Below are 14,004 nucleotides of genomic sequence, written 5' to 3' on the forward strand. Positions count from 1 at the left end.
CCTCCGTGCTCTCTGTGACTCTGTGGTTCAACAAGCATGTGACACGAGGCCAATGGTGAGAAGGGTTCGGCGAAAACCGGCGCGTTAGCGCCCTCCGTGCTCTCTGTGACTCTGTGGTTCAACAAGCATGTGACACGAGGCCAATGGTGAGAAGGGTTCGGCGAAAACCGGCGCGTTAGCGCCCTCCGTGCTCTCTGTGACTCTGTGGTTCAACAAGCATGTGACACGAGGCCAATGGTGAGAAGGGTTCGGCGAAAACCGGCGCGTTAGCGCCCTCCGTGCTCTCTGTGACTCTGTGGTTCAACAAGCATGTGACACGAGGCCAATGGTGAGAAGGGTTCGGCGAAAACCGGCGCGTTAGCGCCCTCCGTGCTCTCTGTGACTCTGTGGTTCAACAAGCATGTGACACGAGGCCAATGGTGAGAAGGGTTCGGCGAAAACCGGCGCGTTAGCGCCCTCCGTGCTCTCTGTGACTCTGTGGTTCAACAAGCATGTGACACGAGGCCAATGGTGAGAAGGGTTCGGCGAAAACCGGCGCGTTAGCGCCCTCCGTGCTCTCTGTGACTCTGTGGTTCAACAAGCATGTGCAAACGCTGCCAGTGACAGGCCGCGTAAGAGCGCCCCTTATGGCAGATCATTCGGGAGTTGAACATCAAACGTGGAAACCTTTACGGCGCCACAACTTCCACATACTGCGGCAATTCGTTCACTGCCCGTGGAATGAGGCCATCACGATTCACATCAGAGCAATAGTACGTCGCCGGAGTCGAGAGGTTCAACTGATCGGTGCAAATCGCCGTGACACCGGGCGGAACCGGAAGATTGTACAGCACCGGAAAATCGGTGCGCGGCACCCAGAGCACATACAAACGGTTACGCCCCTTCTCGAACGTCAGCACCTGCACATCACCGATCTGACCAGGCGCCGGTTCGACCGGCGGTGGACCAATGTAGCGTGCGCCTGCGAGCAAACGCGCCGAGTTGCGAAAGGCGTAGAACGACGGGCGCGGCGTCGGTCCGTCATCAGTTTCATCGACCAGGTGGCTGTGCAGAAAACCTTCGCCACGAAACGAGATCGGATACCAGAAGGCGCCCAGCAGGCTGAGCGCAATCGCCTGTGCATAAATGCGAGCGGCATAATTTGCCTGGCGGCGCTGGAAGTCGGGCGGACAGATCGAGGGCGCCGTGCATGTCGCAGCAATTTCCGTCGCAACCATTGGTTTTGTGTTTAGCCCATGCTCATCGAGCAGGCGACGCAAACGCCAGTACTTGAAGAGCAGACGATCACCGGCGCCCCATTCGCCATATGCATGGAAACTGAGCGCATCGAACGAGTTCGCCGCACCGGCCGCCAGCATGCCGCGCACGAACCCCAGCGTCTGCGTGTCGTCGGGCCAGCGATGCATCAGTGCACCACCCCACACTTGCGCATTCGGATTGCCCGCTTTGACGGCGGGGTACACCGCGCGCAACACCTGACCATAGTAGTCGCCACCGTAATATGGCGCTGCATACGTCGCCCAGCATCCAAAACCCTCATCGCCCTTCACTTCGTCCGGTCGAAAATCGGGTTCATTCCAGATCTCCCAATAATCGACCCGCAGATCGCCGCTGGAGAAGCGCTGCGCGACTGCGCGCATAAACGCGGCAAACTCGCCGATCGTATCAGGGCGCGGTGCGCTGCACAACTTTCCGGGGATACTCTGCGCCCATGACGGCGACCACTGAACAATCAGGGTCGGCTCAATGCCTGTCGCGCGCAGGCGGCGCACATTGCGCTCGACATCAGCAAGCGCCTCCCAGCGATACCCGCCGCCGCGCACCGGCTCGACCAGCGCCCATAGCACATCACCGGCGCGCGACCAGCGCGGATTCGCCTCGACCACCAGCGGCATCACCGCGTCCGGCGCATAGGTGCGCACATCAAAACCGAATGGGTTCGGAGGAGCCGGCATGCTGATGAGCGGCAGATACACCTGGCTCACTGCCTGGATGCCGGTTAGCATTCCTGAGTCAGGGGCATCGACCGGCAACGTGGTTGGAAACATGTCACCAACTGTGCGATCGCCGGGGCGCTCAGGAAGCGGTTCCTGCTGTGCCGCTGCTGGAAGAGCCGCCGCCAGCGCATCCAGCAGCACGATTGCAACAAAAAAACGGAGAAAACGAACCATGAACGCACTGCATCATGTCACATGTTTCTACCCGCATTATACGCCACATTCGTTCTAAAACAGGCGCAATATTTGTACAATTTGATAACAATTTTGTCGTGTTCACAATACGCACGCGTGCCGCACCCCTCGACGCCACGCCATGTAACTCCCCTTCGTATGCTGAGCCTATGGTGAAGGGAGGCACGCCAATGACAGAATATATCGAAAATCGCACCTTCGACGAAATCAAGATCGGCGATCGGGCATCGCTGACACGCACCCTGACCAAATCCGACATTGAGTTATTTGCGGTCATGTCCGGCGATGTCAATCCCGCGCATCTCGATGAGGAGTATGCCCGCAGCGACATCTTCCACAAGATCATCGCTCACGGCATGTGGGGCGGGGCGCTGATCTCGACCGTGCTCGGCACGATGCTCCCCGGTCCCGGCACCATCTACCTGAGCCAGACGCTGCGCTTCCGCCGTCCGGTCGCCATCGGCGACACGATCACCGTGGCGGTCACGGTGACGGCCAAAGATGCGGAGAAGCGCCGGGTGACGCTCGACTGCCAGTGTACCAACCAGCATGGCGAAGTCGTCATCAGTGGCAGCGCCGAGGTGCTCGCACCCACCGAGAAGGTCAAGCGTCAACGGGTCAGTCTGCCCGAAGTATTGCTGCACAAACCCGGCGCAAACTACGAAGCGGTCATTCAACGCGCATCAATGCTGGGAACGGTGCGCGCGGCAGTGGTGTTCCCTGCTGAGCCGGCTGCGCTTCATGGCATTATCGAAGCAACCCACGCAAACCTGATCGATCCGATTATTATCGGACCCGAAGCGCCGCTGCGACGAGTGGCGGAAACGCTGGACATCAACCTGAGCGCCTTCCGCCTCGAACCGACAACCGACGGTCGAGCCGCAGCCGCGCGGGCCGTCGCTCTGGCGCGCGCCGGAACCGTCGAGGCAATTGTCGATCCTGGGGTGCGCTATTACGGACTTTTGCACGAACTGGTCGCGCGCGACACCGGTATCGCCGACCATCGGCGCATGAGCCATATTTACGCCATGGACGTTCCCAACTACCCTCGCTTGCTCCTGATTACCGACGCAGGAATGAACACCGACCCAACCCTGGAAGAGAAGCGGGCAATCGTGCAGAATGCCATCGATCTGGCGTTGGCGCTCGGCATCGAACAACCGAAAGTCGCCATCCTCGCCGCAGTCGAGACGATCAGCCCGAAACTTCGTTCAACGCTCGATGCCGCAGCGCTATGCAAGATGGTCGACCGCGGGCAGATCGTCGGCGGCATTGTGGACGGACCGCTTGCTTTCGAGAATGCCGTTTCACCGGAAGCGGCACGGCGGGCAAAACTGACCTCATTGGTCGCAGGTCAGGCGGATATTCTCGTTGCGCCAGACCTGGAAGCAGGTACGATGCTGGTGCAACAACTTGATCACCTGGCAAATGCGCAATCTGCGGGCATTATCGTTGGCGGGCGCGTACCGGTGGCATTACCCGAACCAAGCGGGAACCCGCAGAGTGTTCTGGCAGCATGCGCAATGGCGGTGCTGGTCGCACGGAATGGCACAGAACGGCAGGACGACGGGATGATGGGATGACTGGTCATCTCGCCGCATCACTGCCCGATTTCATGTTCCCTGCTGACGTTCCGGCATCCAGGAACTCAAAGCGGCATGCACCAGCCAGGGAACCATCGCCAGCAACAGAAAGACGATCAGCAGCGGGTAGAAGGTGAGATAGAGCATAATCGGCGGCAACGAGAAGGGCAACGCAATCACCATGGCGCGCAACCGCCCAAGCGCAACGGCTGGACCGATCATCAGCGCGGTGAAAATGACGATCCACATTTCCGTATCGCTCAGTATCTCCGCATGCATCAGCCCTGGGGGCCAGAGTGCATCACCCGCCAGCAACCGGCGACCGAAGAAGGCGATCAGACCGGCGATCAACACCAGATACCCGCGCGTCACCCGATGCATGACCATGACTCGTCATCCTTTCTCTTTCACCGAGGAAGGACATTTTCCGCGTTCGACGCTCACCTTCCTCGCACCGCGCACCTTCAAAAGCCTTGAGGTCGGGAAGCATTACCAACAACGCAGCGACTCCCATCGCTCCTGGCATTCGCCGGCAGAGACGGGTGTGCGACGCACACCGCAAGGGTCGGAGCGATCTTCCGCCCTCACGCTGCTTGCCTATTGCCCCTCGCCTCTTGCCTCGCTCACCTCTCGCCTCTCGCCTCGCGTCTCTCGCCTCTCGCCTCACCTCTCACCTCGCGTCTCTCCACAAATGCGAGATACATCTCGCGCTACGCCATTGTCAGGCCCCTCTCACCTCTCACCTCTCACCTCTTGCCTCGCTCACCTCTCGCCTCTCGCCTCGCGTCTCTCCACAAATGCGAGATAAATCTCGCGCTACGCCATTGTCAGGCCCCTCTCACCTCTCACCTCTCACCTCTCACCTCTCACCTCTCACCTCTTGCCTCGCTCACCTCTCGCCTCTCGCCTCTCGTCTCTCGCCTCTCGCCTCACCTCTCACCTCGTGTCTCTCCACAAATGCGAGATAAATCTCGCGCTACGCCATTGTCAGGCCCCTCTCACCTCTCACCTCTCACCTCTCACCTCTCACCTCTCACCTCTCACCTCTTGTCTCGCTCACCTCTCGCCTCTCGCCTCGCGTCTCTCGCCTCGCGTCTCTCGCCTCTCGCCTCACCTCTCACCTCGCGTCTCTCCACAAATGCGAGATACATCTCGCGCTACGCCATTGTCAGGCCCCTCTCACCTCTCACCTCTCACCTCTCACCTCTCACCTCTCACCTCTTGTCTCGCTCACCTCTCGCCTCTCGCCTCGCGTCTCTCGCCTCTCGCCTCACCTCTCACCTCGCGTCTCTCCACAAATGCGAGATACATCTCGCGCTACGCCATTGTCAGGCCCCTCTCACCTCTCACCTCTCACCTCTCACCTCTCACCTCTCACCTCTCACCTCTCACCTCTTGTCTCGCTCACCTCTCGCCTCTCGCCTCGCGTCTCTCGCCTCGCGTCTCTCGCCTCTCGCCTCACCTCTCACCTCGCGTCTCTCCACAAATGCGAGATACATCTCGCGCTACGCCATTGTCAGGCCCCTCTCACCTCTCACCTCTCACCTCTCACCTCTCACCTCTCACCTCTTGTCTCGCTCACCTCTCGCCTCTCGCCTCGCGTCTCTCGCCTCTCGCCTCACCTCTCACCTCGCGTCTCTCCACAAATGCGAGATAAATCTCGCGCTACGCCATTGTCAGGCCCCTCTCACCTCTCACCTCTCACCTCTCACCTCTCACCTCTCACCTCTCACCTCTCACCTCTTGTCTCGCTCACCTCTCGCCTCTCGCCTCGCGTCTCTCGCCTCGCGTCTCTCGCCTCTCGCCTCACCTCTCACCTCGCGTCTCTCCACAAATGCGAGATACATCTCGCGCTACGCCATTGTCAGGCCCCTCTCACCTCTCACCTCTCACCTCTCACCTCTCACCTCTTGCCTCGCTCACCTCTCGCCTCTCGCCTCGCGTCTCTCGCCTCTCGCCTCACCTCTCACCTCGCGTCTCTCCACAAATGCGAGATAAATCTCGCGCTACGCCATTGCCGGACCCCGCTCACCCCTCGCCGCTCGCCTTACCTCCCCACAAATGCGAGATAAATCTCGCGCTACGCCATTGTCAGGCCCCTCTCACCTCTCACCTCTCACCTCTCACCTCTCACCTCTCACCTCTCACCTCTTGCCTCTCACCTCTTGCCTCGCTCACCTCTCGCCTCTCGCCTCTCGCCTCTTGCGGCACACACCGCAAGGGTCGGAGCGATCTTCCGCCTGCCCACCGGAGAAGCAGCATTGCCGGCAACGTTCTGCGGCAGAGACGGTTCCGCGGTAGCGACCTGAAGATTCAGGGGGCGTTCAATGTGCAAGGTAGAACGTACCACCCTCTTCAAACCACGCCCTCCTCGCACCGCGCGCCTCAATAATAATGATATAATACCACCCTCAACCGCTCCCTGATCAGGAGTCGTGGACATCATGCCCGTCCTGTTCGGCTGGCGCGCCCGACTTAATCAGCCAGCAGACATCCAGAAGCAGAATGAACGAAGCGTCCTGATCGATGGCATCGGCGTCGGCATTGTCACCGGCGTTTCGACGTTCCTTGGCGTGTTCCTGACGCGCCTTGGCGCTTCACCGTTCCTCGTCGGGTTGATCACGGCGCTTCCGGCGCTGACCGGTATGCTCCTCGCCATTCCGGCCGGGCGCTTTCTTGAACGCCAGCGCAACATGGCGCCGTGGTACTCCATACCCCGCGCCATGGTCCAGGGATCGTTTATTCTGATGGGATTGATCCCCTTCTTTGCCAACCAGCAGGCAACCACGTATGCGATTATTATCATCTGGGCGCTGGCGACGATCCCACAAACGATTGTCAATATCACCTTCGCCGTGGTGATGGGCGCCGTGGCAGGACCGCGACGACGGCAGTATCTGATGAGTCGGCGCTGGTCGGTGCTTGGCGCGACGACAGCCATCACCGTTGCGGTAATCGGGGCGTTTCTCGACAATGTCGCCTTTCCGCTGAATTATCAGATCGTCTTCATCGCTTCGTTTGTGGGTGGCGTGCTGAGTTTCCTCTTTTCACGCCGCCTGACCATCCCTGACAATCCGCCGCCGAAGGAGGAGATTGTCCGACAATCATTGCGAGCGTATCTTACCGAGATGCTGTCGGTTTTGCGCGAACCGACGCCGTTCAGTCGCTTTGTTATCAGCGCGTTTGTCTTCAACCTGGGGATGATGATGGCGCTGCCGCTCTTTCCGCTCTACTGGGTGCGCCAGCTCAACGCTTCGGATTTCTGGATCGGGTTGATCAACACCACCAACAATGGCGTCCTGTTGATTGCCTACTTTATCTGGACGGCGCTCACGCGACGGAAGGGAAATGTACTGGTGCTGCGCGTCTGCACATTTGGACTGGTGCTCTATCCGTTGCTGACAGCGCTGACGCCGCGGGTCGAGCCGCTGGTCTTCTACGCGGCGCTGGCAGGCATCTTCGGCGCCGGGTTGAACCTGGTGCTATTCGACATTTCGCTGGCGACGGCGTCGCCCGAACGAACCGCATCGTACATCGCACTCTATCAGTTGACGACCTACATCGCAACGCTGGTCGCGCCGCTGGTTGGTACGCTGCTGGCGGATCTCTTCGGCTACACACCCGCGCTGCTGACCGGCGCAGCGCTCCGTTGTGTGGGCGCCATCCTTTTCGTCTGGTTAGGGGTGGGGGTGACAACCGAACGCCCCCGTGCTGTGCAGGTAACATAGCCATGGCAGAGCAACGGGTGATCACCGTTGATGGTGTGACGCTTACAGTCGTCATCCAACGGAAGAAGGTCAAAAACATCAACGCCCGCCTGCGCCACACAACGCTTTCGATCAGCGCCCCCCACGCGCTGGATGGCGCTGCACTGGATGCGGCGATCACCTCCCTGGCGCGCCGCCTGATCCAGCGCCTTCACAAACGCCATGTCAACCACGAGGAAGACGCCCTGAAACTGGTGCGTCAGGTTGCTGCCCGCTTCCCCGAATCGCCAATGATTGAGCGCGCCGAATTTACGCTGACCGAAGCGCGATGGGGCAGTTACAGCGCCGCGACGCGCACGGTACGCCTGCATGCCCTCCTGCGGCGCATGCCACGCTGGGTGCTCGAAGCCGTTGTCGCGCACGAAATCGCCCACGCTGTTTACCCGGATCATTCACCTGCGTTCTGGCGATTGTTGCGCCGCGTCTGCCCCGATACCGATCGAGCGCAGGCATTTCTCGATGCTGTGATATGGACGGCGCACGTCTGGAACGATCTGCCGCCGGTCGAACGCGCGCTTCTGGCGGGAATGCCCGATGAACCCAATGATGCATGACGTCCCGGTGATAGGCACTCCAGCGCCCTGTCTGTGCTATACTGTATGGTACAGGAAAGCATTATCGAGGCGTGGCATCGCGCCCCGGCAGACGATCATCGGGCGTGGAAAAATTCATCGCCGTCCGCAAGCGGACGCGCAGCGCAGCATTTGCACTGCACGAAGCGGCGACCGCTGAAAAACGCATGGAAATCATGCGCGACGCACAGACATCGCGCCGCGCACTGGAACTCATCCGACTCGGGTTGCGTCCCCATCTGCCCGGACAGCGCAAGCCGGTCGGACATGGGTTTGAGCGTCTGGGTCACGTCAGTTGCTACATTGTTAACGCGCCGACCAACCAACAGGCGGAACAGGCGCGCGAGGTCCTTGCCGACGACTACCTGATCGTACCGGATGTGGCGCTCTCGCTGCCCACCGCGCGCATCGGCGCCGAAACCAGAGTCCGCCGTCCGCGTGCGCCGGAGTGGCCCGCCATCAGCGGCGTTCAGGAAGCGCACGCTCGCGGCATCAGAGGAGGAAACGTCATCGTTGGCGTGCTGGATACCGGATGCGACGCTGATCACAATGAGTTTCTGGGAAAACGGATCGAGTTCCGGTACGTGCCTTTCGTGCCCACACCCGAAAGCATGCGGGCTGTCAACGGTTTCGACACGCACGGTCACGGAACGCACGTCTGCGGTATCATCGCCGGACGCAACGTTGGAGTCGCGCCGGATGTCGATCTCCTGGCGGCGGCAGTCATCGAGAGCGAAACGGTCAAAACCAGCCTGGCACGGATCGTCGTGGCGCTGGACTGGATGTTGTCGCACTTCAGCCGGGTGGAAAACCAGGACAAACCGATGATTATTAGCATGTCGCTTGGTTTTCGCCCGGAATGGATCAGTGCACCGGCGTTCAGAACGGTTACGGAAGGGATGCGGCTGCTGCTGCGCACGCTGGTGGAGGATTTCGATGTGCTCCCGATCATCGCCATCGGCAACGACGGTCCTGGGGTGGTGCGCGCGCCCGGTTCATACGCTGAAGCGCTAGGGGTGGGAGCGGTTGATTTCGACCTCAACCCGTGGTCCAGCAGCAGCAGCGGGCAGACGCCAGAAGGGTTGCGCAAGCCCGATCTTGTCGGGTTCGGGGTAGATATTATGTCGAGCCTGGAACGCGACCTTCAGCGTCGCAGTCTGTACACCCGGATGAGTGGCACGAGTATGGCGGCGCCCTACGTGGCAGGGATCGCTGCGCTGATTGCTTCCGCCAACCCTGGATTGCAGGGGGCAGCGCTGCGCCAGCGGCTACTGGAAACGGCGCTTCCGCTCTCGGCGCCTGCCGAACGGGTTGGCGCCGGGCTGGCAAGGTTTGTGCTATGAGCGAGAAACAGAAGCAAGCATCTGCACCACAACCGGAGAACCGGTTGCAGTCCCTGATCCGTTCAGTGGTGACACTCAAGCGTCCGGCATCCGAAACGCTGGCACACTGCACCCGCGCCGAGAAATATCGCCTGTTGCGCGAACACAATGGGGCGGCGCGCACTCGTCTACTGCACTGGATCGATGAGCACGGTCTCAGCAACGAAGTGCTCCAGGTCAGCGAGCCGACCGCATTCAACACCCTCTTTGTCGTCGGCACGCGGCACGCGATCGACGAACTCTCCCACGCCCCCGACGTGCTCCACGTCTCCGAAGATGGCGCCATTACCACCGACCTGCCGCGTATCGAGAAACACGATGCTCCAACCGATCAGGCTGCCGATCAGTCCCGCGAGGCAGAGAAATCATAAGCGCCGGGCGGATGATGCAAGTGTGGGAGTGACGGGTGACGCTTGCGCCGCTTATCGGTCATCGCCAGACGCCAACTTCAGGTTGCAATGTCCGGCTTGTTCATTCCACGCACGAATGTGATGCCTGGAGCGACGGCGATGCCCGACGGATTTTCGCGCACTTCGACGGCGACATCCTCATCCTCGATGCACTGGACAAGGGATTGCACTGAGACGTGCAGGGCGAAAGCGATGGTGACCTACAGAGTGACATCGCACACTACTACATACCCCGCTACCTCACGCCCTACAGCATGCTCGACATCATCCAACCGCACGGTCAGCGGTCCGCCAAATGGCGCCACCGCAACAACGGTGACATCAACGCCGGGGCGCAAGCCGAGCTCGGCGAAGTACCGCAACATCGCCGGATCGTGGTCGCTCACTTCGGCAACCATCGCCGACTGACCGGTTTGCAGGTCGCTCAGGCGGGTGGTGTGGGGCGGCGGCAGTGTGCCGTCGCGTTTTGGAATCGGCGCGCCGTGCGGGTCGGTCGTCGGGTAGCCGAGCACCGCGTCAATCCGGTCCTCCAGGTCCTCCGACAACACGTGTTCCCACTTTTCCGCCTCGGCATGCACCTGATCCCACGGCACACCCAGCGCTTCGGCGAGGTACCGTTCGATCAGGCGATGATGGCGAATGACTTCCAGCGCAATCTTTTCGCCGGCTGGCGTCAGCACCACGCCCTGGTACGGTTCGTATTCCACCAGGTTGAGCGCGGCAAGCTTTTTGATCATGCCGGTCACCGACGCCGGTGAATTGCCTAGGCGCTCGGCGAGGGCGGTGGTCGCCACACGACCATGCTCGCGCTGGATGTCGAAGATAGTCTTCAAGTAGTCCTGGACGGACTCGGTGTGTTCTGAGAGTGGCATGGTTCTGGCATATTTAGGCATTCCTAAAACCAACCCCATTATACCCATGCGGCAACCGATATGTCAAGAGAATGGTACAATATCGGGCATGGATACGAATTTCACTATTCTGGCAATCGAAACATCGTGCGACGAGACGGCAGCAGCGGTTATCCGTGGCGGTCGCATGATCGTCTCGAATGTCGTGGCGTCACAGATTGAGGAGCATCGTCGCTACGGCGGCGTCGTTCCCGAAGTCGCGTCGCGTCAGCATATTTTGACGATCGATGCCGTGGTGCGTGATGCGCTGCACCCGCTCCCTGGCGGGTGGAACGACATCCATGCCGTCGCAGCGACGTATGGTCCTGGTCTGGCAGGCGCGTTGATGACCGGGTTGAATGTCGCCAAGGCCATTGCCTGGATGCGCGAACTGCCCTTCATTGGGGTCAACCATATCGAAGCGCATATCTATGCGAACTGGTTGCTGACCGATGCGCAGCCCGATGCGCCCGAACCACAGTTCCCCGTCGTTGCGCTGGTCGTCAGCGGCGGGCATACGCTGCTGGCGCTACTCGAAGGGCACGGCCGCTACCGCATGCTTGGGCAGACCCGTGACGATGCGGCGGGCGAGGCGTTCGATAAAGTTGCGCGGTTGCTGGGGCTTGGATTCCCTGGCGGACCCGCCATTCAGACGGCGGCTGAAAACGCGCCTGGCGGCGTCACGCTGCCGCGCGCCTGGTTGCGCGACAGTTACGATTTTTCGTTCAGCGGCTTGAAAACCGCAGTGCTCCACCAGATTCGCGAGTATCGGGCGCGCGAGGCGGCGCTTCAGCCCGGCGCCGGCAAACGCGGCGCATCCGCAGCAACCGAACCACCGCCTCTTCCTCCAGCGATTGTTGCGCGTCTGGCGCGCGCCTTCCAGGAATCGGTCGTGGACGTGCTGGTGACCAAAACAGTTGAGGCGGCACGCGCCTTCGGCGCAGCCGAAGTGGTACTGGCAGGCGGCGTGGCGGCCAACCTCCGTCTACGCGAGGAACTCTGTCGCCGCTCGCCTGTTCCGGTGCATATCCCGCCTGTCGCCCTCTGTACCGATAATGCCGCCATGATTGGCGCAGCCGCCTTCTACCGCCTCAATGCTGGCAAACAGGATGGATGGGACCTCGATGTGCAGCCGAATCTTCCGTTACATGCGGGGTAGCCTGGAGCGTTGCCTTTCGATGACGGTCGTGGCGGGGTCCCACGGCGGGGCGCCCCTACGTCCCGCCCACGCTGCTCCGACGATGGGCGCCCACGGGGGGGGGCGCCCCTACGTCCCGCCCACGCTGCTCCGACGATGGGCGCCCACAGCAGGGCGCCCCTACATTTACTGCGCCCATCACCTGGAACTCCGGCATCCCTCCTACCGCACGCAGGACTCAGTAGATTTTTCCCCGAAACCGTACAGATACTCTTCTCTGTGCGGCAAGCATGATCGCATCTATACTGCTTGTAGGGCTATTGAAAGCGAAGGTCAACGAAACTCTATGAGTCTACAGACAAATAAGCGTCAATGGGAAGATATCGGTCAGCTCGACCCGTTCTGGGGAATGACCGGCACGAACCGTTTTGATGGATGGAACATCGAGGCGTTTTTGAACACCGGACACGAACAGGTTTCTCAACTGCTCCGACAGATTGAACCGTTCAAGCGACCAGAGCAATGGTCAACCGTGCTTGATTTCGGTTGCGGCGTTGGACGGCTTGCGCCCGCCTGGCGCACACATTTCGAGCATTACATCGGTATCGATATTGCAGAGAGCCTGATCGTCAAAGCCCGTCAACTCCACACCAACCTCAGTAAGGTGGATTTCGTCGTCAGCGCCAGCACGACACTGCCGATTGCATCGAACAGTTGCGATATGGTCTATGCCTGGGGCGTGCTGCAACACGTGCCCAATCAGACCATCGCACTCTGCTATGTTGCCGATTTTGTGCGAGTCATGCGACCGGGAGGTTTACTGGTCTTTACGACCCTGGATTCGATCCATCCCGTCTATCGACTGCAACCGCGCCGTCGCGCGTATGCGCTATTACGAACGGTCGGCGTGCCAGCGGTGATCCTGTACCACCATCTCAGACTCTATCCCCACGAAGTGCATCCCCTGCCAGGACAACACGTGATTGCCCGGTTGAAGGCAACCGGGGCGCGCGCTCTACAGTGCGACGAATCGCCATCCAATGCCCCGCACCGATGGCGGACATACTATGTAACAAAATGAAGTCGCCGGAAACTACGCCGCAGGCGCTTCGGCGCCCGGCGGGTTGCTGCGGCGGAACCAGCGGTTCCACTCGCGGTTTTCCCACACCACCAGCAACTGCGCAGCGTTGAAGATCGACGAGTAGGTGCCGCTGATCAGCCCGATCAGCAGAATCAGCACCAGATTGCGGATACTCTCGCCGCCGAAAAGGAGCAGCGCCATCAGGGTGAAGAAGGTGGTCAACTGGGTATTGACCGAACGTGGCAGCGTCTGCACAATGCTGTGATTGACAATATCATCGAATGTTTCGGTGGGGCGCCGATTGATCAGGTTCTCGCGAATGCGGTCGAAAACCACAATCGTATCGTGTACCGAGAAACTGATAACCGTCAGGAGCGCAGTCAGGAACAGCGCATCCACTTCTAACCCGATGACAACGCCAAGGATCGAGGCGACTCCCAGCACCAGCAGCACATCGTGGATCATCGCCAGGATCGCGCAAACGCCATAACGCACCGGATGGGGCGCGCGGCGGAAGGCGAGGGTCAGATAGATCAGAATCACCACACACGCTGCGATCACGGCAATCACTGCGCTGCGGGTCGATTCAGCGCTCACCGTAGCGCCGACCGTCTGTAACGCCTGTTGGTTGACCTGTCCATATTCGGACTTCAGCGCGCTGAGAACCTGCTGCCGCTGCGTCTCAGGATCGGTCTCGCTCAGCGAACGGGTGCGCACCACAGCGCTGGCAACGGTGCGCCCATCGACCTGCGACTCGGTCAACTGCACAAGCGCTCCCTCGAATCCCTGCGCCGCAAAGATAGATCGAATACGCTCAGTATCAAGTTGACCTGGTGCGCGCTCGACGAATTGCAAATCCCACAGCGCCCCGCCGCTGAAGTCGATTCCCAGGCGCAACCCGACAATCGCCAGCGAGACAAGGCCAGGGATGATAATGAGCATCGACAGCGCGAACCACCAGTAGCGCAGTTTGACAAGTTTATCCATAC

Annotated in this window: 12 protein-coding genes; 7 read left to right on the forward strand and 5 right to left on the reverse strand. The window is 60.4% G+C overall.

Translation table 11 applies throughout. The features are described from left to right. Positions 1-668: 668 nt before the first annotated feature. Positions 669-2,171 carry a glycoside hydrolase 5 family protein gene (locus RCAS_RS17110; protein WP_012121789.1) on the reverse strand — a complete coding sequence of 501 codons (1,503 nt, stop codon included), beginning with the start codon at positions 2,169-2,171 and terminating at the stop codon, positions 669-671. A 191-nt stretch (positions 2,172-2,362) separates the two neighbouring features. Between RCAS_RS17110 and RCAS_RS17115 the strand changes: the two genes are divergently transcribed. After that, positions 2,363-3,775: a bifunctional enoyl-CoA hydratase/phosphate acetyltransferase gene (locus tag RCAS_RS17115; protein WP_012121790.1), complete on the forward strand. Its 1,413-nt coding sequence runs from the start codon at positions 2,363-2,365 to the stop codon at positions 3,773-3,775. A 30-nt stretch (positions 3,776-3,805) separates the two neighbouring features. Here the strand turns inward: RCAS_RS17115 and RCAS_RS17120 are convergent, their stop codons facing one another. Next, complete coding sequence (locus RCAS_RS17120; RefSeq protein WP_012121791.1) at positions 3,806-4,162, reverse strand: hypothetical protein; 357 nt, start codon at positions 4,160-4,162, stop codon at positions 3,806-3,808. A gap of 2,057 nt (positions 4,163-6,219) precedes the next feature. Between RCAS_RS17120 and RCAS_RS17125 the strand changes: the two genes are divergently transcribed. The 4 genes from RCAS_RS17125 to RCAS_RS17140 all read left to right on the forward strand — a co-directional run bounded on the left by RCAS_RS17125 (position 6,220) and on the right by RCAS_RS17140 (position 9,867). After that, the gene (locus tag RCAS_RS17125) at positions 6,220-7,503 is read left to right on the forward strand and encodes an MFS transporter (protein ID WP_012121792.1); all 1,284 of its coding nucleotides are present in this window, start codon (positions 6,220-6,222) and stop codon (positions 7,501-7,503) included. Between the two features lie 2 nt (positions 7,504-7,505). Next, entirely contained in the window at positions 7,506-8,096 is a 591-nt protein-coding gene (locus RCAS_RS17130; RefSeq protein ID WP_012121793.1) for a M48 metallopeptidase family protein, read from the forward strand. A gap of 104 nt (positions 8,097-8,200) precedes the next feature. Further along, positions 8,201-9,457, forward strand: coding sequence for a S8 family peptidase (locus RCAS_RS17135; RefSeq protein WP_232280052.1), 1,257 nt, complete (start codon positions 8,201-8,203; stop codon positions 9,455-9,457). Further along, on the forward strand, positions 9,454-9,867 hold the full coding sequence (locus RCAS_RS17140) for a hypothetical protein (protein ID WP_012121795.1): 414 nt from the start codon (positions 9,454-9,456) through the stop codon (positions 9,865-9,867). The genes RCAS_RS17135 and RCAS_RS17140 overlap by 4 nt, the downstream gene beginning before the upstream one ends. 77 nt (positions 9,868-9,944) lie before the next feature. Here the strand turns inward: RCAS_RS17140 and RCAS_RS26285 are convergent, their stop codons facing one another. Together RCAS_RS26285 and RCAS_RS17145 are read right to left on the reverse strand one after the other, a co-directional pair. Further along, positions 9,945-10,076, reverse strand: coding sequence for a hypothetical protein (locus tag RCAS_RS26285; protein ID WP_269632461.1), 132 nt, complete (start codon positions 10,074-10,076; stop codon positions 9,945-9,947). 30 nt (positions 10,077-10,106) lie between these two features. Further along, positions 10,107-10,778 (reverse strand): metal-dependent transcriptional regulator, encoded by a 672-nt coding sequence (locus tag RCAS_RS17145; protein ID WP_041331000.1) that lies wholly within the window; start codon positions 10,776-10,778, stop codon positions 10,107-10,109. An 88-nt stretch (positions 10,779-10,866) separates the two neighbouring features. Between RCAS_RS17145 and tsaD the strand changes: the two genes are divergently transcribed. Beyond that, complete coding sequence (tsaD, locus tag RCAS_RS17150; RefSeq protein WP_012121797.1) at positions 10,867-11,955, forward strand: tRNA (adenosine(37)-N6)-threonylcarbamoyltransferase complex transferase subunit TsaD; 1,089 nt, start codon at positions 10,867-10,869, stop codon at positions 11,953-11,955. Between the two features lie 325 nt (positions 11,956-12,280). Then, positions 12,281-13,015 carry a class I SAM-dependent methyltransferase gene (locus tag RCAS_RS17155; RefSeq protein ID WP_012121798.1) on the forward strand — a complete coding sequence of 245 codons (735 nt, stop codon included), beginning with the start codon at positions 12,281-12,283 and terminating at the stop codon, positions 13,013-13,015. Between the two features lie 12 nt (positions 13,016-13,027). On the opposite strand, the gene secF is transcribed toward RCAS_RS17155, so the two are convergent. After that, complete coding sequence (secF, locus tag RCAS_RS17160) at positions 13,028-14,002, reverse strand: protein translocase subunit SecF (protein WP_012121799.1); 975 nt, start codon at positions 14,000-14,002, stop codon at positions 13,028-13,030. Positions 14,003-14,004 lie beyond the last annotated feature (2 nt).

Origin of the sequence: Roseiflexus castenholzii DSM 13941, from assembly GCF_000017805.1 — a bacterium.
GTDB lineage: Bacteria > Chloroflexota > Chloroflexia > Chloroflexales > Roseiflexaceae > Roseiflexus > Roseiflexus castenholzii.